Origin of the sequence: Pseudoxanthomonas sp. (assembly GCF_051953815.1) — a bacterium.
Taxonomy (GTDB): Bacteria; Pseudomonadota; Gammaproteobacteria; order Xanthomonadales; family Xanthomonadaceae; genus Pseudoxanthomonas_A.
The window spans coordinates 42,074-66,526 of sequence record NZ_JBQCIJ010000028.1 but is presented as its reverse complement, the minus strand read 5'-3'; the positions used below and the strand labels follow the sequence as shown (position 1 = coordinate 66,526).

General features: G+C 68.9%; 25 protein-coding genes. 6 read left to right on the top strand and 19 right to left on the bottom strand.

Annotated elements, in window-relative coordinates; all coding sequences use genetic code 11:
* The first annotated feature begins 12 nt into the window (after nt 1-12).
* Nucleotides 13-528, top strand: a complete 516-nt coding sequence (locus tag ACTHN1_RS07125; RefSeq protein ID WP_440470257.1) for a dihydrofolate reductase — start codon at nt 13-15, stop codon at nt 526-528.
* 19 nt (nt 529-547) lie between these two features.
* Here ACTHN1_RS07125 and ACTHN1_RS07120 read toward each other — a convergent pair whose 3' ends face one another.
* From ACTHN1_RS07120 to ACTHN1_RS07075, 10 genes are all read right to left on the bottom strand, one after another.
* Complete coding sequence (locus ACTHN1_RS07120; protein WP_440470322.1) at nt 548-1,159, bottom strand: DUF1287 domain-containing protein; 612 nt, start codon at nt 1,157-1,159, stop codon at nt 548-550.
* Nucleotides 1,160-1,571: 412 nt separating this feature from the next.
* Nucleotides 1,572-2,420 carry a symmetrical bis(5'-nucleosyl)-tetraphosphatase gene (locus ACTHN1_RS07115; RefSeq protein WP_440470256.1) on the bottom strand — a complete coding sequence of 283 codons (849 nt, stop codon included), beginning with the start codon at nt 2,418-2,420 and terminating at the stop codon, nt 1,572-1,574.
* Nucleotides 2,420-2,797 (bottom strand): Co2+/Mg2+ efflux protein ApaG, encoded by a 378-nt coding sequence (apaG, locus tag ACTHN1_RS07110; protein ID WP_440470255.1) that lies wholly within the window; start codon nt 2,795-2,797, stop codon nt 2,420-2,422. The genes ACTHN1_RS07115 and apaG overlap by 1 nt, the downstream gene beginning before the upstream one ends.
* A 59-nt stretch (nt 2,798-2,856) precedes the next feature.
* Nucleotides 2,857-3,654 carry a 16S rRNA (adenine(1518)-N(6)/adenine(1519)-N(6))-dimethyltransferase RsmA gene (gene rsmA / locus ACTHN1_RS07105; protein ID WP_440470254.1) on the bottom strand — a complete coding sequence of 266 codons (798 nt, stop codon included), beginning with the start codon at nt 3,652-3,654 and terminating at the stop codon, nt 2,857-2,859.
* Between the two features lie 70 nt (nt 3,655-3,724).
* Entirely contained in the window at nt 3,725-4,702 is a 978-nt protein-coding gene (gene pdxA, locus ACTHN1_RS07100; RefSeq protein ID WP_440470253.1) for a 4-hydroxythreonine-4-phosphate dehydrogenase PdxA, read from the bottom strand.
* Nucleotides 4,703-4,704: 2 nt separating this feature from the next.
* The gene (locus ACTHN1_RS07095; RefSeq protein WP_440470252.1) at nt 4,705-6,084 is read right to left on the bottom strand and encodes a peptidylprolyl isomerase; all 1,380 of its coding nucleotides are present in this window, start codon (nt 6,082-6,084) and stop codon (nt 4,705-4,707) included.
* Nucleotides 6,081-8,525: an LPS assembly protein LptD gene (lptD, locus tag ACTHN1_RS07090; protein WP_440470251.1), complete on the bottom strand. Its 2,445-nt coding sequence runs from the start codon at nt 8,523-8,525 to the stop codon at nt 6,081-6,083. The genes ACTHN1_RS07095 and lptD overlap by 4 nt, the downstream gene beginning before the upstream one ends.
* A gap of 136 nt (nt 8,526-8,661) precedes the next feature.
* Entirely contained in the window at nt 8,662-9,570 is a 909-nt protein-coding gene (locus ACTHN1_RS07085) for a histone deacetylase family protein (protein ID WP_440470250.1), read from the bottom strand.
* A 4-nt stretch (nt 9,571-9,574) separates the two neighbouring features.
* Complete coding sequence (locus ACTHN1_RS07080; RefSeq protein WP_141455809.1) at nt 9,575-10,135, bottom strand: cob(I)yrinic acid a,c-diamide adenosyltransferase; 561 nt, start codon at nt 10,133-10,135, stop codon at nt 9,575-9,577.
* Between the two features lie 13 nt (nt 10,136-10,148).
* On the bottom strand, nt 10,149-10,757 hold the full coding sequence (locus ACTHN1_RS07075) for a hypothetical protein (protein ID WP_440470249.1): 609 nt from the start codon (nt 10,755-10,757) through the stop codon (nt 10,149-10,151).
* Between the two features lie 109 nt (nt 10,758-10,866).
* On the opposite strand from ACTHN1_RS07075, the gene ubiH reads away from it, so the two are divergent.
* Both ubiH and ACTHN1_RS07065 read left to right on the top strand, forming a co-directional pair.
* A complete protein-coding gene (ubiH, locus tag ACTHN1_RS07070) occupies nt 10,867-12,078 on the top strand; it encodes a 2-octaprenyl-6-methoxyphenyl hydroxylase (RefSeq protein WP_440470248.1) in 1,212 nt (403 codons plus the stop codon).
* Nucleotides 12,075-13,253, top strand: coding sequence for a UbiH/UbiF family hydroxylase (locus tag ACTHN1_RS07065; protein WP_440470247.1), 1,179 nt, complete (start codon nt 12,075-12,077; stop codon nt 13,251-13,253). Before ubiH ends, ACTHN1_RS07065 begins: the two co-directional genes overlap by 4 nt.
* A 42-nt stretch (nt 13,254-13,295) precedes the next feature.
* Here ACTHN1_RS07065 and ACTHN1_RS07060 read toward each other — a convergent pair whose 3' ends face one another.
* From ACTHN1_RS07060 to ACTHN1_RS07035, 6 genes are all read right to left on the bottom strand, one after another.
* Nucleotides 13,296-14,015 carry a hypothetical protein gene (locus tag ACTHN1_RS07060; RefSeq protein ID WP_440470246.1) on the bottom strand — a complete coding sequence of 240 codons (720 nt, stop codon included), beginning with the start codon at nt 14,013-14,015 and terminating at the stop codon, nt 13,296-13,298.
* A 95-nt stretch (nt 14,016-14,110) separates the two neighbouring features.
* Complete coding sequence (locus ACTHN1_RS07055) at nt 14,111-15,022, bottom strand: SMP-30/gluconolactonase/LRE family protein (protein WP_440470245.1); 912 nt, start codon at nt 15,020-15,022, stop codon at nt 14,111-14,113.
* Nucleotides 15,023-15,032: 10 nt separating this feature from the next.
* Nucleotides 15,033-15,368 (bottom strand): hypothetical protein, encoded by a 336-nt coding sequence (locus tag ACTHN1_RS07050; protein WP_440470244.1) that lies wholly within the window; start codon nt 15,366-15,368, stop codon nt 15,033-15,035.
* Between the two features lie 72 nt (nt 15,369-15,440).
* A complete protein-coding gene (gene rlmM, locus ACTHN1_RS07045) occupies nt 15,441-16,484 on the bottom strand; it encodes a 23S rRNA (cytidine(2498)-2'-O)-methyltransferase RlmM (protein WP_440470243.1) in 1,044 nt (347 codons plus the stop codon).
* A 33-nt stretch (nt 16,485-16,517) separates the two neighbouring features.
* The gene (locus ACTHN1_RS07040) at nt 16,518-17,078 is read right to left on the bottom strand and encodes a nucleoside deaminase (RefSeq protein WP_440470321.1); all 561 of its coding nucleotides are present in this window, start codon (nt 17,076-17,078) and stop codon (nt 16,518-16,520) included.
* Between the two features lie 2 nt (nt 17,079-17,080).
* A complete protein-coding gene (locus ACTHN1_RS07035; protein ID WP_440470242.1) occupies nt 17,081-18,835 on the bottom strand; it encodes a glutamine--tRNA ligase/YqeY domain fusion protein in 1,755 nt (584 codons plus the stop codon).
* Nucleotides 18,836-18,942: 107 nt separating this feature from the next.
* On the opposite strand from ACTHN1_RS07035, the gene ACTHN1_RS07030 reads away from it, so the two are divergent.
* Nucleotides 18,943-19,611: a glutathione S-transferase family protein gene (locus ACTHN1_RS07030; RefSeq protein ID WP_440470241.1), complete on the top strand. Its 669-nt coding sequence runs from the start codon at nt 18,943-18,945 to the stop codon at nt 19,609-19,611.
* Between the two features lie 44 nt (nt 19,612-19,655).
* Nucleotides 19,656-19,925 carry a putative signal transducing protein gene (locus ACTHN1_RS07025; protein ID WP_440470240.1) on the top strand — a complete coding sequence of 90 codons (270 nt, stop codon included), beginning with the start codon at nt 19,656-19,658 and terminating at the stop codon, nt 19,923-19,925.
* 252 nt (nt 19,926-20,177) lie between these two features.
* Here ACTHN1_RS07025 and ACTHN1_RS07020 read toward each other — a convergent pair whose 3' ends face one another.
* Complete coding sequence (locus tag ACTHN1_RS07020; protein ID WP_440470239.1) at nt 20,178-21,809, bottom strand: peptide-N4-asparagine amidase; 1,632 nt, start codon at nt 21,807-21,809, stop codon at nt 20,178-20,180.
* A 167-nt stretch (nt 21,810-21,976) separates the two neighbouring features.
* Between ACTHN1_RS07020 and msrA the strand changes: the two genes are divergently transcribed.
* Entirely contained in the window at nt 21,977-22,627 is a 651-nt protein-coding gene (gene msrA, locus ACTHN1_RS07015) for a peptide-methionine (S)-S-oxide reductase MsrA (protein WP_440470238.1), read from the top strand.
* 175 nt (nt 22,628-22,802) lie between these two features.
* On the opposite strand, the gene ACTHN1_RS07010 is transcribed toward msrA, so the two are convergent.
* Complete coding sequence (locus ACTHN1_RS07010) at nt 22,803-23,444, bottom strand: hypothetical protein (protein WP_440470237.1); 642 nt, start codon at nt 23,442-23,444, stop codon at nt 22,803-22,805.
* Entirely contained in the window at nt 23,441-24,421 is a 981-nt protein-coding gene (locus tag ACTHN1_RS07005) for a transaldolase (RefSeq protein ID WP_440470236.1), read from the bottom strand. The genes ACTHN1_RS07010 and ACTHN1_RS07005 overlap by 4 nt, the downstream gene beginning before the upstream one ends.
* Nucleotides 24,422-24,453 lie beyond the last annotated feature (32 nt).

Here is a 24,453-nt window from a genome sequence, read left to right as displayed (position 1 = left end):
AAGGCCCCACGCATGAATCCAGCCGTTTCCCTGTCGCTGATCGCCGCGCTCGATCGCCATTACGCCATCGGTCGGGACAACGATCTGCCTTGGCGCCTGCCGGATGACCTCCAGCGCTTCAAGGCGCTGACCCTGGGCAAACCGGTGCTGATGGGACGGCGCACCGCCGAGTCACTGGGGCGCGCGCTGCCGGGCCGCCGCAATCTGGTCCTGACCCGCGGCGGGCGGGTCCCGTTCGCCGGCATGGAGGCGGTCGCCTCGCTAGAACAGGCGCTGGCCTGGGCCGCCAGCGAGGGCAATCCGGAGGTCTGCGTGATTGGCGGCGGCGAGATCTACGCGCAGACGCTGGTGCTGGCCGACGCCCTCTACCTCACCCACGTCGATACGGTGGTGGAGGACGCGCACGCGCATTTTCCGCGCTTTGATCCGGGCGAGTGGGATGTGGTCCGGCGCGAACCACATCCAGCCGACGCGCGCCATGCGTACGCGTTTGAGTTCGTCGATTACCTGCGCGTGCGGGCCGGCTGACGAAAGAACCGTCCGGCGATCACGGCAGCACCGGCCGGTAGTGGCCGATGATGGAATGGCCGAACAGCAGGTCCTCTTCCTGCGTACCGGCGCCGATGTTGTGCAGGATCAGCGGCACGCCTTGCGCGCTGCGCCGGTCCGAGACGATGCCGATGTGCAGCAGGCCGCTGCCTTGCAGCTTCCAGGCCACGATGTCGCCCGCCTGATAGCTGTCGACGCGCGTGCTGATCGGCGCCGTCCAGCCCTGCCGCTCGAACCAGCGCATCTGATTGGGCACGCGCCGATGGTCGATGTTGCGATCGGGGCCGCGCATGTCCCAGCTCCGGGGATACGCGTCGAAATTTCCGCGCATGTCCTCGTGGATGCTGCGTTGCAGATCCAATCCCCGCGCGCGGAACGCGCGGATGACGACATCGGTGCAGACGCCGCGATCCTCCGGCACATCCCCGCCGGGATAGCCCAAGCGGACGTAGGCCGGGTCGTAATGGCGGGTCACGCCGATCTGGGCGCGCGCCGCCACGACCAGAGGCGGAGCGGTGCGCGGAGCAGTGGCCGTGGTCGAAGGCGCAGGGAGTGCGACGCCAACGGTGGCGGCCGTCGTCCGCGCTTCGCCGCAGGCGGTCAGGGACACGCCGGCAAGCAGGGCGAAGACGATGCGCGGGTTGTTCAGCGACGGGAACATGGCGATGGATTGTAGGCGGCCCGCGCCGCGCGTGCGGGCGAACGATGCCAGTGTGATGTGCCTGATGGACGCGCCCCGGCGATGATCGCCCCTGCTGGCGGGAAGCCCGGCAGCACGCTGGGGACGATGGACGATCAGCCGACGGTGGCGCTGGCAGTCGACAGTCGGCAGTTTGAAGGGAATGACCTCCCCCTTTTGAAAAAAGGGGGACCGAGGGGGATTTGCTTCTTCGCCGAAGCGCAAATTCCCCGTCGCCCGCTTCGCGGCCGTCACGCCGCCCGGGCTGCAGCTTTCGTCCGATTCTTTGTCGATGCCTGCCCCGGCTGGTGGAAAGTCGAGGGCATGCGCTGAGCGGGCGGGGTCAGTCCCGGCCCGCGAAACTGCTCGGATCCACGTCGCGCCCGGGCATCTGCACGATGCGCAGTTCGTCGGTATCCAATTGCAGCGCGGTGAGCTTGCCGCCCCAGACCGCGCCGGTATCAATCGCGTGCACGCCATGGCCGATCATCAGGCCCAGGGTCGACCAGTGGCCGCAGACGATCTTCAGATCGCGTGGCGCGCGGCCGGGAACCTCGTACCAGGGATACAGCCCCTGCGCCTGGGTGCCGGGCGCGCCCTTTTCCTCGATTGCCATGCGTCCGCGTGGCGTGCAGTAACGCATGCGGGTGAGCACGTTGATGATGGCGCGCGCGCGGTCATAGCCGGCCAGGCCGGACGACCAGTTGGGCTTGTCGCCGTACATATTGCGGAACAGCTTGCGGTAGCCATTGCCGTGCAGCTGCTGCTCGACCTCGCGCGCATAGCGCTCGGCGAGGTTCGTGGTCCATTTGGGCGCGAGCCCGGCGTGGATCATCATCCAGCCCAGCTCGCGGTCGGCATGGACCAGCTTCTGGCCGCGGAGCCAGTCCAGCAGCACGCGCGCATCATCGGCCAGCACCACCCGCTGCAGATCCGGATTGACCTTGCGCTGCTCATCCGGCGAGCGTTCGCCAATCGCCAGCAGCGACAGATCATGATTGCCGAGCACCACCACGCTCTGATCGCGCAGCGCGTGCACCAGCCGCAGGGTTTCCAGCGATTGACCGCCGCGGTTGACCAGGTCGCCGCAGAACCACAACCGGTCGGAGGCGGGATCGAAACGGATGCGCTCCAGCAGGCGCTGGGTCGCGTCGTAGCATCCCTGCAGATCGCCTATCGCCCAGACCGCCATCAGTGCAGCGTCCGCGGGATCGAGAGGGTGAACTGCGGAATGGGGGCGTCGAAGCGGGTGCCGTCGTCGGCAATCATGTCGTAGCTTCCCTTCATGGTCCCGATGTCGGTTTCCAGCACCGCGCCGGAGGTGTATTCGAAATCCTCGCCCGGCTGCAGCCAGGGCTGCTCGCCGACCACGCCCGCGCCTTCGACTTCGCGGACCTTGCCGTTGGCGTCGGTGATGACCCAGTGGCGGCCGAGCAGGCGCGCGGGCACGTGGCCCCGGTTGCGGATGCGGATGGTGTAGGCAAACACATAGCGCCCGTCCTCGGGCGCGGATTGATCGTCGAGGAAGCGGGTGGCTACGTCGATATCGATGGCGTAGTCGTGTTTCATGCCGGACAGTGTATGCATTGCGGCGTGAAACAGGAATCGCCGTGCAGGCGCGCCGGTGATCAGCCCGCCGGCGGCGCCGGTGTCTGGTTGGCCAGGCGGATGAAACCGGCCACCTCGACCTGCTCGGCGCGGGCATCGGGACTGAGTCCCGCGGCTTCGATGGCGGCGGCGTCGCATACGCCGGACAGGGCATTGCGCAGGGTCTTGCGACGCTGCCCGAACGCGGCCCGCACCACTTCGGTGAAGCGCCGCGGATCGGTCACGCCGATCTCCGCGGGGGGACGCGGCACCATCCGCACCACGGCCGAGTCGACCTTCGGTGGTGGCCGGAACGCGCCCGGCGGAACCACGAAAAGAGGGGTCACCGTGCAGTACGCCTGTAGCATCACGCTCAACCGGCCGTATACCTTGGTGCCCGGACCGGCGGCCATGCGATCGACCACTTCCTTCTGCAGCATGAACACCATGTCGCGGATCGACGCCGCGTGTTCAAGGGCATGGAACAGGATCGGCGAGGACAGGTTGTAGGGCAGGTTGCCGACCAGTCGCAGGCGTTCGTCGCCGGCCAGCTTGCCGAAATCCACCGCCAGCACATCCTTGTGGATGATGGTCAGGCGGCCGACGCCTTCCGAGGCTTCCATCAGTGGAGTAATCAGATCGCGATCGAATTCAATCGCGGTCAGTTCGCCATGCCGGCGCAGCAACGGCATCGTGATCGCGCCTTGCCCCGGGCCGATTTCGACCAGCCGATCGCCCGGCTTGGGATCCACCGCGAGCACGATCCGCTCGATGTAACTGCGGTCGGTGAGGAAGTGCTGGCCCAGCGATTTCTTGGGCGGCGCCTTGAAATGGGACATGGCGTGGTCTGGGAATCCGGGATTGGGGTGCGAAACAGGTACGGCGGGAAGCGGGGCTGAGCGGGTGTGGCTAGCTTGCCGGCTTTTGTCGGGCGATGCGCGCGCAGGTGCGCACCGCCGCGAACAGGCTGGAAGGATCGGCGACGCCCTGGCCCGCGATTTCAAGCGCGGTGCCGTGATCGACCGCCACGCGGGGATAGGGCAGGCCGAGGGTCAGGTTGACCGCCTGCTCGAAGCCGCTGTACTTGAGCACCGGCAGGCCCTGGTCGTGGTACATCGCCAGCACTGCGTCGAAGCCGGCGAGCTTCTGCGGGAGGAAGGCGGTGTCGGCGGGCAGGGGACCGATCAGACGCATGCCTTCTTCGCGCAGCATGGCCATCACCGGCTCGATGATCTCGATTTCCTCGCGACCCAGATGCCCGGCTTCGCCCGCATGCGGATTGAGCCCGAGGACCGCGATCACGGGATCGGGGATGCCGAAGTCGTCGCGCATCGCGGCATGGGTGATGCGCAGCACCGTGGTGAGTCCGTCGACGGTGATGGCGTCGGCCACCTGTCGCAGGGGCAGGTGCGTGGTCGCCAGGGCGACGCGGACGAAGTCGTTGGCCAGCATCATCACCACGTCGCGCCGCGCGCGCGCGGCCAGCAGTTCGGTGGTGCCGGTGTAGGCGATGCCGCCGGCATTGATCGCGGCCTTGTGCACCGGTCCGGTGACCACGCCGGCGAACTCGCCCCGCAGGCAGGCATCGGACGCCTGCTCCAGCGCGGCGATGACGGCGGCGGCATTGCGGGGATCCGGCCGGCCGAAATGGGTGGGCGCGGCATTCGGCACCGCGCGCAGGCGCAGATCGCCCGGCGACCGGACGTCCTCATGCTCGTCGAGCAGGCGCAGCGGGAGGCCCAGCCCGGCCGCGGCGGCCCGCATCACTTCCGGGTCGGCGAAAGCGACCAGCCCGCAATCGTCGCGGGATTGCTGGGCAAGGCGGACGCAGAGTTCGGGCCCGATGCCGGCCGGCTCACCCGGGACCAGCGCCAGGCGGGGCAGCACGCTCAGCCGCCGGGCGTGGGAGCGGGCGCTTCGGCGGGGGCGGGCGCCGGCGCATTGGCCGGCGTACCGTCGGTCTGGGCCTGCGCGCCGGTGCGGATGTTCACATAGGCCTCGCCACGCATTTCCTGCAGGAAGCGGTTGTACTCGTCTTCCAGCTTGCGGCGGCCGATGGTCTCGCGGACCTGGGCGCGCTGGTTGGCGTCGGTGACGTCGCTCTGGCGCGCTTCCACCCGCTGCACGATGTGCCAGCCCGCGTCGGTGCGGAAGGGCTGGGTGACCTGGCCATCGCCGACACCGGCGACCTGCTCGCCGAACGCCGGACCAAAGGCGTCGGCCGGGAACCAGCCCAGATCGCCGCCTTCACCGCGGCTGTTGGGATCCTCGGAGGATTCCTTGGCGACGGTGGTGAAATCCACGCCGCCGGCGATGCGGGCGCGCAGGGTATCGATCTTGGCCTTGGCCGCAGCGGCGTCCTGGGTATCGGTGATGCGGACCAGGATGTGGCGGGCGTGGTATTCGGTAACGGTGCGCTTGTCCGCCTGCGCCGCATCGCGGGTCTCCACCAGCTTCAGCAGCTGGAAACCGCTCGCGCCGCGCAGCGGCCCGACCACCTGGCCGGGAGACATCGTCTTGAGCATCTCCACGAACGCGGTCGGGATCTCGTCCATGCTGCGCCAGCCGAGGTCGCCGCCGTCCAGCGCGTTGGGGCTGTCGGAGTAGCGCACGGCCGCGGCGTTGAAATCCATCTCGCCTTTGTCCAGCAGCGCCTTGATGCCATCGATCTTCTGCTGGCCGGTGGCGATCTGCTCGGCGGTGGCGCCGTCCGGCAGGGCGACCAGGATGTGCGCCAGGTGGTACTGCTGGCCGGCGTTGGCCTGCATCGCCAGCGCGGCGTCCACTTCGCCCTCGCTGACCTGGATCTTGCTCTGGGCAAAGCTCTGGCGCAGGCGCTGCACGGTGATTTCGTCACGCAGCGAGGCGCGGAAATCATTAAAGGACATGCCGTCCTGGGCCAGGCGCGCGCGCAGCGCGTCGACGCTCATGTTGTTCTGCTGGGCCACCGCGGCGACCGCGCCGTTGACTTCCTGGTCGCTGACCTGGATGCCGCTGCCGTTGGCGCGGGTCACCTGCAGCTTCATCAGGATCAGGCGTTCCATCACCTGCCGTTCCAGCACGTCGCGCGGCGGCAGCTGGCCGGGCTGACTGGCGTACTGGTTGACCACGTTGGCGACCGCGCGATCCAGCTCGCTCTGCAGGATGACGTCCTCGTCGACGACGGCGGCGATCCGATCCAGCGGCTGGAGGGACTGGGCCGACAGCGGCGCCACGCAGGCGGCGGCCAGCAGCGCGGCGGCGAGGGGACGGAGCAACTTGATGGTCATGGCAGCATATCCGGGGCGTAGCGGTTGGCGTCGTCCGGATCCGGCGTGGTATTGCTCGGCGGGACGAGATAGAGGTCGTCTCGGTAATAGCCGAGGATACCACGGCGCAGGGTGCGCTCCGTGTCCTGGCCGGCCGAGCCGAGACCCTTGAGGACGAATTCGATCTGGAAGGAGTTGTTCATTTCTCCCTCGCGGTTGCGCACGTAGCGGCGGACCACCGCGCGTACCGCCAGGCAGCAGCTGTCCCACTGGACGCCGGCGATGCCTTCCAGCAGCTTGTTGTCCTGGAACGAGTGGTAGTAACGGCCGACGATGCTCCACGACGGGCTGATCGGGTACAGGAACGAGAAATCGCCCTGTTCGAGCAGATCGCGGCGATGGCGGTAGGTCAGGTTGACCACGCCGTCGTCACCGATCAGGTAGCGCGCGCGCAGGCTGGCCAGGTCCTCGCGGCGGAACTTCGGATCCCATTGGTAGGAAGCGCCGATGGTCCAGCGGTCGGTCGGGGCGTAGTTGGCGTCCGCGATCCAGGCCGACTTGCCCTTCAGCAGCGGGGCCTCGGACGGATTCAGGGTGACCCGGCTGTCCTCGAAGTAGCGGATCTGGCCGAGGCTCATCGAGGCGCGCTCGAAACCGTCGGACTGGCGCAGGAAGCGGGTCGTCACCGCCATCGTCAGCTGGTTGGCGTCGGTCTGCCGATCCGGACCCGAATAGCGGTTGTCGCGGAACATCTGGCCCCAGCTGTAGGTGAAGGGGCGGGTGTCGAACAGCGGAATGCCGTCCTGGTTGCGATAGGGCACGTTGAGATAGAACAGGCGCGGTTCCAGCGTATGCAGGAAACGGCTGCCCTTGATCTCGGTCTCGCGGTCGAAGAACAGGCCCATGTCGACCGAGCCGATCGGCAGGCTGCGGTTGGGCGATTCGTTGTAGTACGGCCGCATCACCGCGTCGGTGACGTTGGCGAGCGGGATGCCCAGCGCGCGCGCGGCGCGATCGGTGGCGATGCCGCGCGCCAGTTCCGGATCCAGGCGATAGTCGGTGTAGCGCCACGCCAGCGTGGGACGGACGTACCAGGACGGTCCCTCGAAGTTCACGCTGATGCTCGGCTTGAGATCCAGGCGGGTGCCGCCGGCGTGCACGTCATGCTGGAAGCGCACGGCCTCGCTGTGCAGGCCGACGTTCAGCCAGCGGCCCAGCGGACGGTCGTAGGTGAAGTAGACGCGCGGCAGGCGGTTGTACGGCAGGCTGGCCTTGGTCAGATTGAAGTCCGACAGCTGCCAGGCATCGGCCATGACGCCGCCGTTCCAGAACTGGCCCACGCCATACAGGCCGATGGTGCTGGTGAGGGTGCTGGCGGTCAGGCCACCGAGGTTGTTGGCGAAATCCTCGACATAGCGGGAATCGCTGACCCAGACCAGGTTGGCGCGGGCCTGCCATTGCGGACTCAGGTTGTGGTAGCCGTCGAAACGGAACATGCCGCGGCTGTCGTCCGGATCCGGATTGCGCTCGGGCACGAACTCCGGCTCGCGGGTACGCGTTTCGAGCAGATCGTCGCGGTGCATGTAGTTGCCCTGCAACTCGCCGGCGCCGCCTTCGTACAGATAACGGAACTCGCCTCCCAGGGCGAGGCCGCGCTTGCTCATGTAGCGCGGATTGAGCGTGGCGTCGTAGTTCGGCGCCAGGTTCAGGTAGATCGGTTGGCGATAGTCCAGGCCGTTGCGCCCGGAATGGCTCAGGGCCGGGTACAGCAGGCCAGTGTGGCGCTGATCGTCGATCGGGAACTTGAACCACGGCATGTACAGCACCGGGACGTGGCCCAGTCGCACGGTCGCGCCGTGTGCCACGCCCCAGCCGGTCTCGGTGTTCACGTCGATGCGCCGCGAGCGCAGTTCCCAGCGCCGGTCGGCGGGATCGCAGGTCGAGTAGGTGGAATGCAGCAGGCTGCCTTCCGGTCCCTTCATGTCGATGCGATCGGCGCCGCCATTGCCACGGCGGGAGACCAGCTGGTACTGCAGATTGTCGATCTGGTGGCGATCGGCATTCTGGTCGCCGCGCGCGCTTTCGGCGACCAGGCGGATGCCGGCGTCCTGATAGCGCACATGGCCTTCGGCCGAATAGGTGTCTTTTTCCTGATCGTAGGTCAGGTTGTCCGCGCCCAGGTACTGGTCTCCGCGGACCAGCGCGACATTGCCCTGGTACTCCAGGTTCTGCTCGGTGCCTCCGAGCTTGTCGCCGACGATGCTGGTGTCCTGGTTCGCGCGCGCGGCGCGCGCCTGCTCGCTGTTGGTACCGGCCGCCGGTTGTGGCGCACCCTCGAACACAGGGACCGGATCCTGGATCGGGCACAGCGCCCAGCTCTCGGGCTTTTCGTCCGCCGCCAGCGCCGGCAGGCACAGGGCGATACTGAACGGCAGGGGCAGCAGGCGAAGGACTGGACGCACGCGGTACCGGGCTCCGGAGAAGGTTCGGTTCAGAAACGGCGGTTAGCTTGCCGGATCCCCGGCATGGCGGCAATGAAAACCCCCGGCCGGTTTCGGGTCTGGTTCATGCAGTCGCGGCCCGGGCCGGGATCGCGGTTCAGCGCAGCTCGTCGACATGCGCGGAGGCACATTCCTTCAGGGCCTCCAGGTCGTAGCCGCCTTCCAGCATCGACACCACCCGTCCGTCGGCGTGGCGCCGGGCCAGTTGCCGCAACTGGCGGGTCAGCCAGCCGAAATCCTCCGTTTCCAGCATCAGATCGGCCAGCGGGTCGCGCATGTGGGCGTCGAAACCGGCGGAGATCAGCAGCAACTGCGGCCGGAACTCGTCCACGGCCGGCAGCATCTGGTCGGCCCAGGTGTTCTGGAAGCGGAATCCGCCGCTGCCCGGCGGCAGCAGGGCGTTGAACACGTTGCCCGCCCCGCGCTCGTAAGGGGCGCCGCTGTACGGGAACAAGCCCGATTCGTGGGTGCTGAAGTAGGCCACCCGGGGGTCGTTGTAGAAGATGGCCTGGGTGCCGTTGCCGTGGTGGACGTCGAAATCGACGATGGCGACCCGCTCCAGCCCGTGTCTGTCCAGCGCATGGGCGGCGGCGATGGCGACGTTGTTGAACAGGCAGAAGCCCATCGCGGCACCGGCCGTGGCGTGGTGGCCGGGCGGGCGGACCGCGCAGAACACGGTGCCGGCGTCTCCATGCATCACCGCGTCCACAGCGGCGATGCCGGCGCCGGCGGCGCGCAGGGCCGCCGCGCGCGAAGCCGGCACCATCACCGTATCCGGGTCGAGCATGCGGTGGCCTTCGAAGTCGACGTCCAGCACTTCACGCAGCAAGGCTTCGTCATGCACGCGGCGCAGATCGCCCAGCTTGGCCAGTGGCGCTTCACGCCAGTCGAGGTCGCCGTGGTCGCGGCGCAGGACTTCCAGTACCACCTCCAGCCGTGCCGGCCGTTCCGGATGCTCGGGTCCGGGGTCGTGCGACAGGCAGGCCGGGTGGGTGTAGATGATCACGGCGTCAGGTCGGGCGCCGCCGTTCGTGGTTCCAGAGCACTTCGCCGTGGCCGTCGGCGCGCGCCAGCACGCGGGCCAGCACGAACAGCAGGTCCGACAGCCGGTTGAGGTAGCGGATCGCCTCCGGCCGCACCGCGTCGTGGCGGGCCAGGGTGACGGTTTCGCGCTCGGCGCGGCGCACGATGGTGCGGGCCAGGTGGCAGCGCGCGGCCGCCTCGCCGCCGGCCGGCAGGATGAAATCCTTCAACGGCGGCAGTGCCTCGTTGTAGTGGTCCAGCCGCGCTTCCAGCGCGTCCACGTCCTCGCCGGTGATGGCGGCGTGGCCGGGAATGCACAGTTCGCCGCCCAGGTCGAACATCTGGTGCTGGACCACGGTCAGCAGCGCGGCGACGTCCTCCGGGACGTTCGGCGCGGCGAGGATCACGCCGATCGCCGAATTGGCCTCGTCGACCGTGCCGTAGGCGTTGACCCGCGCCGAATCCTTGCCGACCCGGCTGCCGTCACCGAGACCGGTGGTGCCGTCGTCGCCGGTGCGCGTGTAGATCTTGGAAAGACGGTTGCCCATCGGGGTGCCGCGCTCAGCGCGGCGCCTTCTGCTGGCCCAGGCGCGCCAGCTGCTCGACGCCGACGTGGGCGATGGCGGCCAGGCCGACATAGATGGCGGCCACGCGCAGATAGGGGACGAACCAGTCGCTGTAGTTCTTCCACCAGCCGGCCACGGTCGGATTGGGCACGATGTCGCGGGCCAGCCAATAGAAGCTGCCCTGGCTCAGCAGGTGGCAGACCACCACCGAGGCGGACAGGCTGGCCACGGTCACCGCCAGCACGCGGCCATGCTGGCCGGCGTGGTTGGCGTGGAAGCGGCGGACCAGCAGGCCGCCGACCCACAGGGCCAGGTAGGCCGGGACCAGGAACCAGTACGCCGCGGAGGTGCAGTAGTGGGCCCAGAAGTTCATGCCCTGGCCGCTGATGACGACGTAGTCCACCGCGACGGCCAGCGCCATCAGCAGCGGAAACGCCCAGCGGGTCCAGCCGCGCAGGTAGAAGCCCCCCAGGAAGAACACCGCCCACGACGCATCCGGCACCGGGCCGAAATGGGTCAGCGTGGCCGGCAGGTGGAGGCGGGTCGCCGCCATCAGCAGGGCCAGCAGGACGAGGATGGCGGCGCGTTGGGAGTTCGTGTTCATGCAGACGGATTCCGGAGGCTCAGCGCACCATTCTAGCGGACCGCGACGCGGGCCGGGCCGCGGACCGGCGCCGGGCGGCCCGGACCGGTCGAGCCGGTATCATGTCGGCATGACGCAACGGCATGACGTGGTAATCGTGGGGGGCGGCCTGGTCGGCGCCAGCCTGGCCATCGCCCTGGACCGCCTGGGCATCGACGTGGGCCTGGTGGAGGCGGCGCCGCCCACGGCGATGCCGGCGGTGTTCGATCAGCGCAATCTCAGCTTCGCCGCCGCCACGGTCAACGCGTTGACCGCGCTGGGCGTGATGCAGAAGCTGCGCGCCGTCGCCGGACCGATCCGGCGCATCCACATCAGCCGCCAGGGCGACTTCGGGCGGGTGCGCCTGGAGGCCGCCGACTACGGTCGCGACAGTTTCGGCCAGGTGGTGGTGGCGCGCGATTTCGGCGAAGCGCTGGAAGCCCGCCTGGGCGAACTGCGCCATGTCACCCGCTATCGACCGTCCCGCTTCGTCGCGCTGGAGGAGGGCGTCGCCGATGCCCGCCGCCTGCGCCTGGCCGGCGAGGCGGGCGAACAGTTCGTGGAAGCGCGCCTGCTGGTCGCCGCCGATGGCACCCGCAGCCAACTGCGCGAGGCGCTGGGCATCGGCGTGCAGGAACAGGATTACGGGCAGACCCTGTTCGTCGCCCGCGTGCGTGCGGAACAGGCGCCCGACGGCACCGCCTACGAGCGGTTCACCGCGACCGGCCCCACCGCACTGCTGCCGCGCGGGGATCGCCATTTCGGCGCCATCCATGGCGTCCCGAAGGACCTGGCCGGCGACGTCGCCGCCCTGGACGAAGCGGCGTGGCTCGCGCGCCTGCAAGGGGCGTTTGGCTGGCGGGTCGGGCGTTTCATCGCCAGCGGCGAGCGCAGTGCCTATCCGATCAGCCGGGTAGTGGCCGACCGCCTCACCGCGCCGCGCGCGGTGCTGATGGGCAATGCCGCCCAGACCATCCACCCGATCGGCGCGCAGGGCTTCAACCTCGGCCTGCGCGATGCGCTGACCTTGGCCGAACTGCTCGAAACCGGCGGCGCCGACCCTGGTGACGAAGGCCTGTTGCGGAGCTATGCGCAGCGGCGGGCGGAGGATCGCCAGCGCACGCTGGCGTTCTCCGACGGACTGGCGCGGTTGACCGCCAACCCGGCGCCGATGCTGCGCCCGCTGCGCAGCCTGGGCCTGGCCGCGGTCGACCTCTCGCCCACCTTGCAGGCGTTTCTGGTCGGCGGCGCGATGGGTTTCCGCGGCGACGTGCCGGCGCTGTGCCGGGAGGTGGCGGCATGAACCGGCGCGGGCAGATGGATGCGGTGATTGTCGGTGGCGGCGTGGTCGGCGCGGCCTGCGCGCTGGCGCTGGCCGACGCCGGGTTGCAGGTCACGCTGGTCGAAGGCCGCGAACCCGCGCGCTGGTCGGCGGCGGATCCGGATCTGCGTGTCTACGCATTCGCCCCGGACAACGCCGTGTTGCTGGAGTCGCTGGGTGTGTGGCGCGCGATCCGCGACGCCCGCGTGCAGCCGTATCGACGCATGTGCGTCTGGGATGCCGCAGGCGGCGGCGACCTGGTGTTCGATGCCGACACGCTGGGCCATGCGCAGCTGGGCTGGATCCTGGAGAACGCGCTGCTGGTCGATCGCCTGTGGGCGGCGCTGCCGGCGGCCGGCGTGCGCCTGCATTGCCCGGCGCGGGTGCGGGATGTCGAGCAGGACGAGACCGGCGTGCGCCTGACGCTGGAGGACGGCACCCGCCTGGATGCGCGCCTGGCCATCGCCGCCGATGGCGCCGATTCCAGCCTGCGCCAGGCCGCCGGCGTGGCGGTAACGCAGCACGACTACGCGCAGCGTGGCGTGGTCGCATACATCCAGACCGAACGCCCGCACGAGGACACCGCCTGGCAGCGGTTCCTGCCGGGCGGGCCGCTGGCGCTGCTGCCGTTCACCGAGGGCCGGAGTTCGATCGTCTGGACGCTGCCCGATGCCGAAGCCACGCGCGTGCTCGCGCTGGACGACGACGCGTTCGCGCGCGAACTCACCCTGGCGTCGGCGGCGCGGCTGGGCCAAGCCCGGCCGGTGTCGGCGCGCGCGGCGTTTCCGTTGCGCCGGCAACTGGCCCAACAGTACGTGTCCGGGCGGATCCTGCTGATCGGCGATGCCGCGCACGTCGTGCATCCGCTGGCCGGACAAGGCGTCAATCTGGGCCTGCGCGATGTCGCCGGGCTGCGCACGCTGATCCGGGACGCGCAGTCGCGCCGGGTGGACTGGAGCGCCCCGCACCGGCTGGCACGCTGGGCGCGCCAGCGGCGCAGCGAAAGCACCGCCGCGGCCTATGCCTTCGATGGCATCAACCGCTTGTTCTCCAATGACGAAATGCACCTGACCCTGGTGCGCGGGCCGTTGCTGGGCCTAGCCGGACGCCTGCCGCCACTGGCCAACCTGTTCTGGCGTCGCGCCTCCGGCCTCTGACATCCCACGTGGCGCGGAGCGCGCTCCGCGCCACGTGCCCCATCAGGGCAGGAACGGAAACACGATCTTCAGCAGCGCCTTCAGACCGCCTTCGGCGGTGCTGGCGATGGCATCCGCGCCCAGGCTGTTGAGCGCGTTGCGCGCGTCCTGCCAGCGCAGCTTGCCGATGTCCTTCTTCAGCAGTTCGGCGACTTCCTCCGAGGTCGGCGCCAGCTTCTTCAGTTCGCCGCGGATGTGCGCCGGATCGGTCTGCAGGAAGCCCCAGCGTTCGGCGATCGCCAGCAGGGTATCGAAGCGCACCGCGACCACTTCGCGGTTGCGCTCGTAGACCGGCAACGCGCCGACATCCAGGATGGCCTGCTCGAACTGCTGCTGATCATCCGGATGCTCGATGCGCACCGCCAGGAAACCGTCCTTGCGGCTGCGCTCGCTCACGTGCTTTGCCCCGGCGCGCAGGTTGGCTTCGGTCAGCACGGTGGCGACGATCCGTTGCAGGGCGGCTTCGCGTTCTTCCGGCACCAGCGCGCGCCAGCGCGCATAGCCATCGCGGCGCAGCGCCCGCACCTTGGCCGGGGTGACCCGCAGCTTGCCGGCGACGATGAAATTGGATTCCGCCCGATCGATGGCGCCGTCGCGTTCCAGCAGCACGAAGATCAACAGTTCCAGATCGCGCTTGGTCAGTGACTGGAACCCCTGCAACAGGGTCAGGCGCAGGAATTCGTTGCCGAACGCGGCGGGATCCTTCAGTTCGATGGGCAGCATGGGAGGGGCTCCGGGTCAGGGAAGCATCTTGCCATGCAGGCATGTCACCGCCTGAGACCCCATGCGCAGTGGCTCACAGAACGCGATGCGGGCGCTCAGCGCGCCGCCGCGCCGCCGTGTTCGCGGCCCGGTCGTTCGCTGCGGAAGGTTTCCACCGCGCCGCGGTCCTGCAGGGTGACGTAGACGGTGCGGCCGTCTTCTCCGCCAAACGCGACGTTGGTGGGCTTTTCGCCCTTCAGCCGCACCTCGCGCAGCGGGCGGCCCTGCGGGGAAACGATGGCCACCGTGCCGGCGCCGTAGCGGGCGATGTACAGGTTGCCGTCCGCGTCGGTGCGCATGCCGTCCAGGCCGTGATCCGGGAAATTCAACAGCAGGCGCTTGTTGGCAACGCCGCCGTTGTCGTCCAGGTCATACATCCAGAGGTTCCGCTGGACGCTCTCGTTGACGTAAAGATGCTTGCCGTCCGGGCTCACCTCGACGCCATTGGTGGTGCCCATGCCGGTTTCCAGCAGGTGGGTGCTGCCGTCGCGGTCAATGCGCCACAACTGGCCGCTGCCGTTCTTCCAGTCGGGATCGCTCGCGTACAGGCGTCCGTCCGGCGCCAGCGCGATGTCGTTGGGCTGATGCATGCGCGGTTCGTGCGCGAACACCTCGACGTGACCCCGGGCGTCGATGCGCAGGATGTTGTGGCCGCTGTAGTCGGCCACGTACATCGCGCCGTCCGCCGTGAAGCGGATGCCGTTGCCGGTGCTGCCGGCCGGCAGCTCGACGAACAGTTCGGCCTTGCCGCTGCCGTCGGCCTGCGCGCGCACGCGGCCGATGGTGCCGTCGCGTCCGAAGCTGACCAGGTACAGGTGGCCGTCGGGACCCACCGCCGGGCCTTCGATGCCCTGCGAGAACACGCCATCGCCGACGTAGTCGCGGGCGATGTATTCGGGTTCCGAAGCGAGGCTGGTCGAAGCGGCCGACATCAGGAGGGCGGCGAACAGGCAATGGCGTGCGGTCATCGGTGCTTCCTCAGCGGCCCAGGGCGTAAAGCGCGGTGGCAAAGGCCAGTATCGCCACCGTGGTGGCGATCGCGGCCAGCCGGTTGGCCCGGTGCAACTGCCGTTCCATGCGGTCGGCGCCGACCTGCAGCACTTCGATGGTCTTCTGCATGTCGGTGGCCAGCCGCGAGATCGAATCGGCGTTGCGGGTGGCCGCCGCCTGCAGTTCGGTGATCTGTTCGTCGATGATCGCCAGCCGCTGCGCCTGGGTGGTATCGATGGGCGGCGTGCGGGTGAACAGCGGTTTGGCCAGGCGGATGATTTCCGGCAGCGAGGACGCGGCGATGGTGATCCAGGTGGCGGCCATGGGATTCCTGCGCACCGTGGGGGGGTGCTTGATGGACTGCGGGGATGTTAACCCGCAGGCGCCGAATGGGGGTCAATGCCGCGGCGTGGCGAATACTGTGATCTCTTCGCGATCGTGATAGAGCTGGCGCGCGCGCACGGTGAGCGGACGCGAGGCCTGTTCGGCGAACAGATCCAGGCACAGCCGGGTCTCGTCCCAGCGCTTCTTCATCGGCAGCTTGAGATTGAAGATGGCGTGCCGGCACCAGCCCTCGCGGAACCAGGTGCCCATGCGTTCGGCGACCCGGCGCGGCTGCTCCACCATGTCGCAGACCATCCAGTCGAGCGGTTGCGCGGGTTTCCAATGGAAACCGTCCGCGCGCAGGTGTTCGACCAGCCCGGTGTCCAGCACATGCTGGCGCAGCGGACCGTTGTCGACGCTGGTGACGCGCAGGTGCTGGCGGGTCAGCACCCAGGTCCAGCCTCCGGGCGCGGCGCCCAGATCGGCGGCGGTCATGCCGGGTTTCAGCAGCCGAGCGCGTTCCTCCGCGTCCAGCAGCGCCAGGAAGGCTTCTTCCAGCTTCAGCGCCGAGCGCGAGGGCGCGTCCGGCAGCAGTTTCAACCGCGGGATGCCCAGCGGCCACGGCGAACTGTCGTGCGGCCGGGTGCTGGCGAGGAACGCATGATCGCCCTGCACGAAGACGACGTGCAGGCGTGGCAGCCGTTGATCCTCCTGCGCGCTCAGCAGGCCGGCCCTGCGCAGCGCCGGGCGCAGCGCGTTGCCGAAACTGCGGGCCAGTCCGGCCAGCGGCTTGGCCGCGTCGGAATCCGGATGTTCCACCCACAGATCGCCGAAGCGCTGGCCCTCCAGCGCGGCCAGCATGGGCGCGATGCGGTCCCTGGGATCCAGCGCGCGGAGTTCGGCGATCACCTTCAGCTTCTGCCGGGCGAAGACCAGTTCGCGCCAGGGCAGCGCGCGATCCAGCGCGTCGCCCTGATCGCTGACGAACACCACGTAGCCGTCGTTGCGCTGCGCGCGGGCATAACCGGCGATGCCCGCGTACGCCGCGCGCTCGGTCAGCTCCGCGGCGAGCTCGGGTTCGAAGCCCTGCCGGCAGAACCCCAGCAGGCCGCTCATCGGCGTGCCCCGCAAGCGGACACGGCGATGGCCTCAGTACTTGTCGCCACCGGATTCGCCGTAGTGCTTCAGGACCGCGCGCGCGTCGTCGCGGCGCAGATCGCGCACCACCTCGATGCCGCGCTTGTTCAGCTCGCCGATCCAGTCGGCCGGCAGCGGGCCTTCGTCGAACTCGGTCAGTTCCATCACGTCCTCGGCGCGCGCTCCGATCAGCAGGCGGTCGATGCCGGCCCAGACGGTGGCGCCATAGCACTGGCAGCACGGTTGCGAGGATGTCGCCAGGGTGACCGGACCGATGCGTTCGTTCAGGCGCGGCGTCTGCAGGCGCTGCTGCGCCAGCATGTAGGCCATGTTTTCGGCGTGCGCCAGCGAGCATGTATGCGGCATCACCCGGTTCACGCCGATCGCGATCACCCGGTGATCCGGACCGAACACGACCGCGCCGAACGGACCGCCGGTGTCGGCCTCCACGTTCCGGCGCGACAGCGCGATCGCCAGGCCGACCTTGTCCTCGTCGCCCGGAAACACCGCCGCGCCGTCGACGGCGTCATGCACCCACGCCGGCAGGGTCAGGTGGACCTGGGCGTACAGCATGCTCATGCCTTGGCCCAGGTGTCGCGCAGGGTCACGCTGCGGTTGAACACCGGCTTGTCGGCGGCGTGGTCGTAGCGATCGGCGACGAAGTAGCCGATGCGCTCGAACTGGAACGACTGTTCCGGCCTGGCCGCGGCGGCGGCCGGTTCCACGTAGCCCTGCACGGTGCGGCGGGACTCGGGATTCAGATAGTCGCGATAGCTCTTGCCGTCGGCTTCGTCGTCCGGATCCGCGACGGTGAACAGGCGATCGTAGAGGCGGATTTCCGCGGTGACCGCATGGCGCGCGCTGACCCAGTGGATGGTGCCCTTGATCTTGCGATCGGCGCCGGCCATGCCGGGGCGGGATTCGGGATCCAGCTCGCCGCGGATTTCGATGACCTGGCCATCGTTGTCCTTAATCACTTCATCGCAGCGGAAGATGCCGGCGCCGCGCAGGCGCACTTCGCCACCGGGAATCAGCCGCTTGAAGCCCTTGGGCGGGACTTCGGCGAAGTCCTCGCGCTCGATCCACAGCTGATTGGAGAACGGCACTTCGCGCGAGCCGAAGCCCTCGTCCTTGGGATGGTTCGGGAACACCAGCGATTCGCCATGGCTGTCCGGCAGGTTGGTGATGACCAGTTTCAGCGGGTCGATCACCGCCATCCGGCGCGGCGCGGCCGCGTCCAGGTCATCGCGCAGCGCGCCTTCCAGCACGCTGTAGTCGATCAGCGAGTTCTGCTTGCTGATGCCCACGCGGTCCACCATCAGGCGCAGCGCGGACGGCGTGTAGCCGCGGCGGCGGATGCCCTGCAGGGTCGGCATGCGCGGATCGTCCCAGCCGTCGACCAGCCGGTCGGTGACCAGGGCATGCAGCTTGCGCTTGCTCATCACCAGGTAGTTGAAGTTCAGGCGCGAGAATTCGATCTGGCGCGGCTTGCCGGCTTCGCTCGGCAGGCCCTTGGACAGCAGCGGCGCCAGCAGCTCCGGGTGGTTCGCCAGATCGACCTTGTCCACGCACCAGTCGTACAACGGGCGGTGATCCTCGAACTCCAGCGTGCACAGCGAGTGGGTGATGCCTTCCACCGCGTCGCCGAGCGAGTGCGCGTAGTCGTACATCGGATAGATCGGCCAGGCGTTGCCGGTGTTCTGGTGCTCGACGTGCTTGATCCGGTACAGCGCCGGATCGCGCAGGTTGATGTTGCCGCTGGCCATGTCGATCCTGGCGCGCAGGGTGCGCGCGCCGTCGGCGAACTCGCCCGCGCGCATGCGCCGGAACAGATCCAGGTTCTCCTCGACGGAGCGATCCCGCCACGGCGAATTGCGGCCCGGCTCGGTCAGGCTGCCGCGGTACTCGCGGACCTGTTCGGCGCTCAGGTCGCACACGAAGGCGTCGCCCTGCCGGATCAGCTTCTCGGCGGCCAGGTAGTACACCTCGAAGTAGTCCGAGGCGTGGCGCAGGTCATGCCAGTCGAAGCCCAGCCAGCGCACGTCGTCCTGGATAGCGGCGACGTATTCGGGGTCTTCCTTGGCCGGGTTGGTGTCGTCCAGGCGCAGGTTGCAGACGCCGCCAAACTCGGCGGCGATGCCGAAGTCCAGGCAGATCGCCTTGGCGTGGCCGATGTGCAGGTAGCCGTTGGGTTCCGGCGGGAACCGGGTCTTGATGGCATGGTGGCGGCCGCTGGCGAGGTCCTCGCGCACGATCTGGCGGATGAAGTCCCGCTTTTCGGGGGCGGCGTTCTCCGGCGTGGCGGCGGTGGGGGCGGGGGTCTCGGACATGCGGGGCAGGGCGATTCTGGGCAAACGGAGAGTTTAGCCGTTCCCGTCCCCGGCCGCGTCGCGGCGGCCTATCCTGTACGTCCTTTTCCACCCGCCGGAAGCCGTGCATGAGCCGTCCCATCCTGATCATCGGCAACAAGAACTACTCGTCCTGGTCGCTGCGCCCGTGGCTGCTCCTGCGCCAGTTCGGGGTCGAGTTCGACGAGATCCGGCTGCCGCTGGACACGCCGGAGTTCTTCGCCGAGGTCAAGCGCTACTCCCCGACCGGCAAGGTGCCGGCGTTGTGGGACGGGGAGCTTCACCTGTGGGACTCGCTGGCCATCTGCGAATACGTCAACGAGCGCTGGCTGGACGGCGCCGGCTGGCCCCGCGAGCGGACCGCGCGCGCGCTGGCGCGGGTGGCCGCGGCCGAGATGCACTCGGGATTCGCCGGATTGCGCACCCAGTTGCCGATGAACAGCCGGCGCCAGCCCGACGCGTACCGCTGGGACGAGGCCGCCCAGCGCGACATCGACCGGGTGCAGGCGCTGTGGTCGGAACTGCGCATGCGCTTCGGCCAGGGCGGCGACTTCCTGTGCGGCGGCTTCGGCATCGTCGACGCGATGTTCGCACCGGTGGCGATCCGCTTCGACGGGTATGGCGTGCCGGTGGACGCCGTGGCGCAGGACTACATGCAGGCGCTGTTCGCGCTGCCGGCGATGCGCGAGTGGCGCGAGGCGGGGGCGCTGGAAACCGAATCCGTGCCCGGCACCGAGGCCATGCGCAAGGCTCCGTAAAGGCCGGAAGGTGTAGCCTGCCGGCGATTGCTGGAGATTTGCCGATGCGAGTGGTCTATCTGGCCGACAACCTGTTCGACGCCCATCTGGTCAAGCACGCGCTGGAGGATGCCGGCCTGCCGGCGTTCGTGTTCGGCGAATCGCTGATGGGCGGCATGGGCGAATTGCCCCTGTTCGGCGTGCTGCGGGTCTGCGTGCCGGATCCGGCCTGGCCGGAAGCGCAGGAGGTGGTGGCCCGGTTGCCGCTGGCGCGGCCGCCGGAAGGCGACGAATCCGCGGAGGATTCGCCGGAAGGAAGTCCGCTGCCGGCCTGAGGGGCCGCGACGCTGCGCCTTGGGTTCCCCCTTGACCAGCCATTTAGCGGTTGAAGGCGGAAAAAGGGGGCCAAGGGGATTTGCTTTTCGCGCTCCGGCAGCCAATCCCCCGTCAGCCGCTGCGCCCGCCCCCTTTTTCCAAGGGGGCGGATGGGTTGTTCGTCGAGCGTTGCCACCTTGGCACCGAGGGCGGGGCGGCGAAAGCAAAGCTTTCATGCCGCTCGCCGGTGGCGCCGTGCCGGGCCGTTGGCATCAACGCACGCAGGTGGTGTCGTCTTCGGTGAAGTAACCGTTGACGGTCGCCAGCCGGTGCGCCTGGCAGTTGCCGGCGCTGTCGGTCATGCGGAAATCCTGGCGGGAATGGCCGGTCGCGCGGCGCTGCTCGCGCGGCACTTTCTGGGTGTAGCCGGCCTCGCCCTGGAAGCGGTTCTCCACTTGGATCCAGATCGCCGGCGCGTCGCCCTGCTGGCGGCGGGTCGATGCGTTGGCCTGGATGACCAGATCGGTGGTCAGGCGCGGGTTGCCAGCTTCGGGCACGGTGCGGATGCCGCCGTCCAGGCTGAAGGCCAGCGCGCGTTCCTCGACCTGCGGGGCCTGGCCCGCGGCGCGGATCGTCACCTGCTGGCGGTCGGTCCATTCGGCTTTCAGCCGATCGTCCGACTCTTCCTTGTCCCAGTCGTGGCGGCTCCGCATGCCGACCTGATAGGCGACTTCGATGTCGCGCCGGCCCGTCGAAGTCTCCACCCAGCCGGCGAGGGTCAGTTCGCCCGCGCCCGAGGAACGCAGCACGGTGCGCCCGTCTTCCTCGCTGAAGGCGTCTTCCCGCGCCGGCTGGCCGAGCACGTGCGAGGTCAGCGCGCCACGGGTGCGCGCGCCTTTCGGATCCCGCCAGATCTGCAGGTTGGGCAGCAGCGTCCAGCCGGTGGCGTCATGCGCCAGGCCGACCACGCGCACCCGCAGTTCGTGCGGCTTGCCGTCGTTGAGCAGGCCGATGAACGGGGTCAGCTCGAAGCGCTGCGGATGCAGATCGAACGTGTGCGGCGCCGGAATCGCGTACCACAGGAAGGGGTTGGACCAGCCGCCGGTGTAGATGTGCGGATACGGTGCCGCCAGGCCGGCGACCTTGCCGTCGATCAGCACCTGCAGTTCGCGGTAGGGGCCGTACTCGCTCGGGCAGGAGTATTCCTTGCGCGGCACGCTCAGGTACCAGAACTCCTCGCAGCCGCCGCCGGAACCGTTGGCATAGACCTCGGCCACCAGCCGGGTCGCGTCCGCCGGCAGGGTGAAGCCGCCGACCATGTCCGCACCGGCCCGATGGGCGCCGTCCAGCGGGACGATGTGCTCCGCGCTGACGGCCGGTGCATGGGTGGCGTCGGCCGGATAGAAGGTCAGGGTGGCGCGGATGTCGAACACGCCGGTGTAGGTCTCGTTGACCAGGTTGCCCAGTTCCATCACCACGGGCTGGGCCCGGGTGAACAGCGGCGCATAGGCGCTCACGTCCTTCTCGACCTGCCAGCGGATGCCTTCGCGCGACGGCTCGGGCGTGCTGGTGCGCAGGATGGTCACACCGCCCACGCTGATCTGGCCCATGCGGTCGTACTGGCGACCCTTCACGCCGCCCTCCATGTCCAGCACCACCTTGTGCCAGGGGCCGGGGCAGTCGGCCGGCGGCGTGAACGCCTGCCGGTAGGGCTCGAAATCGGCGAAGCCGTGGCGGACGATTTCCACCGTGCAGTGGCGGATGTCCGGCCGGACGATCTTGGGCTCGGCGGTCCGCGGGTCGTCCCAGTCGGCGCTGAATTCGGTGGGAGGGCGGGTGTCGGCGGCGAACGCCGGGGCCGCCGCGGCAGCGGCGCACAGGAGCAGGGCAAGGCGGGGAATCATCGGTTTATATCGATCCAATTCAATATGCGGCCAAGGGACGGACAAGCGGGTACCGCGGGGGAGGGCCGCAGCCTACACCGGTGCCGGCCCGTCGCGACAGTCCGTAGCGCTTGAAAGCGCCGTCGCAGCGCCCAGATCCGTGGCATCCACCACCCGCGGGGTGTCCCATGCTTGGAATCGGTGCCCACAAACAGCGCATGCCGCGCCCGGAAGAGATCCTGCCCGGCCGCCCGCATCCGCTGCCGCTCAACAACACCCACTTCGTCCATGGCCGTCCGCTGCGCGCGGACGCCACCGGCCTGTTGCAGGTCGAATTCGGGATGGGCTGCTTCTGGGGCGTGGAACGCAAGTTCTGGAGCCTGCCGGGCGTGTACACGACGGCGGTCGGCTACGCGGGCGGCGGCACGCCCAATCCCACCTACGAGGAAGTGTGCTCGGGCCTGACCGGACACAATGAAGTGGTGCGGGTGATCTACGACCCGAAGCGGATTGATTTCGAGGAACTGCTGCGGGTGTTCTGGGAAAACCACGATCCCACCCAGGGCATGCGCCAGGGCAACGATCTCGGCACCCAGTACCGCTCGGCGATCCTGTGCCACTCGCAGGCGCAGTACGACGCCGCGCTCGCCAGCCGCGACGCCTACCAGCAGCGCCTGCGCGCCGCCGGCTACGGCGACATCACCACCGAGATCCTGTATCCGGCGCCGGAGTTCTACTACGCCGAGGACTACCACCAGCAATACCTGGCGAAGAATCCGAACGGCTACTGCGGTCTTGGCGGCACCGGCGTGAGCTGCGCGATTGGCCTGGATGCCTGACAGGCCAGGCAGTCCGCACGCGGAGTCCTGCGGGAGCGACTCGGTCGCGATGAATCAGACCGCTGCTTTCAAGGCAAGGGCGACAACGCGCCCGGGTTCATGCCGCCTCGCGGCCTGAGGCATGGGGCGCGGCGATGCTGCCTTCGCTCCCACGGGAGCGCGCGCTGACGGGGAATCACAGCCGCGTCACCGCACACACGTAGACCACTTCGCAGGCGCCGCTGCCGCTGTCGGTGCGCGAAGTGGAACTGCGCCAGCGCCAGCCATCCGGCGCCTGCGCCTCGACCAGCCAGCCGTCGATGCGCACCCGATCATCCCTGCGGATGGCGGCCAGCGCCCGCGCCACTTCGTCGGAGCCGGGAATCATGTGCATGTTGGCGCTGCTGTGCGCGATTTCCACCGGATCCAGCGGTGGCTGATCGCTCCATCGGTAGTGGTACCAGCGCGAGCCCTGGCTGATGCTCAGGCCGTCGAGCACGGCATCTTCCGCCATCCGCCGCCAGCCCAGCGCCAGGTCAAGCGGCGAGAGATCCGATTCGCGCCCGCTGCGGTACTCCTCGCGGGACAGCACGCGCGCATCGACGCTGAAACCGGCCAATGGCGTCAGCGTCGCCGCGCTCAGGGCAAACGGACGCAGGCCATCGGGCACATCCGTCTGCAACGGCTCCTCGCCCGCGCCCACCCGCGCGGGCAACGGACAGTCGGGACGCAGATCCGCCGCCGCCGCCGGAGCGCGATGGCCACGCCGGAAATCCGAGAACCACCAGCCGGCGACGCCGGCCAGCAGTCCGAGAATCAGCAGGACTCGCAGGTTCAAGCGGTGGCTTCGGCCAGGCGCAGGGCGATGGTGTCGCGCAGGGCGACCAGATCCTTGGCGAAGATCTCGATGCCGGTGGCGAGTTTTTCCTTGGCCATCGGGTCGGCTTCGATCGCCGCCGCGAAACTTTCCGCGGTGATCGGCGCGGCGGTCACCGGCTCGGCCGCGACCGGCGCGAGCTTGCGCGGCAGTTCGCCGTGATCCTGATCCAGCTTCTCCAGCAGATCCGGTGAAATGGTCAGGCGATCGCAGCCGGCCAGCGCTTCGATCTGCGCGGTGGAGCGGAACGAGGCGCCCATCACCACGGTCGGCGAGCCGCGGCGCTTGAATTCGGCATACACGCCGCGCACGAACACCACGCCGGGATCGGCATCGATGTCCACGGGCGCCTGCCCGTTGGCGACGTACCAGTCGAGGATGCGACCGACGAACGGGGAAATCAGGAACGCGCCGGCCTCGGCGCAGGCGATGGCCTGCGCCTGATTGAAGATCAGGGTCAGGTTGCAGTCGATGCCTTCGGCCTGCAGCTGGCGCGCGGCCTCGACGCCTTCCCAGGTGGAGGCCACCTTGATCAGGATGCGGTCGCGGCCGATGCCACGCTCGGCGTACATGGCGACGAACTTGCGCGCCTTGGCCACGGTCGCGGCGGTGTCGTAAGCCAGATCGGCATCGACCTCGGTCGACACGCGGCCGGGGATCAGCGCGCTGAGCATGGCGCCGACACCGACCGTCAGGCGATCGGCGACTTCATTGACGATCGCGGCGCGGTCGCCGTCCTGGCCACGCGCCCAGCCGAGTTCGCGCTCGATGAGTTCGGCGTAGATCGGCAGGTCGAGCGCCTTCTTCACCAGCGTGGGGTTGGTGGTGCAATCCACCGGCTTGAGCCGCTTGATCGCCTCGTAGTCGCCGGTGTCGGCGACCACGACGGAGAGTTCACGCAACTGGGCCAGCTTGGACGGGGAAACGGGGGAGTTCATCGCAACACTCATGGACGGCGAGAGGGGAGGCA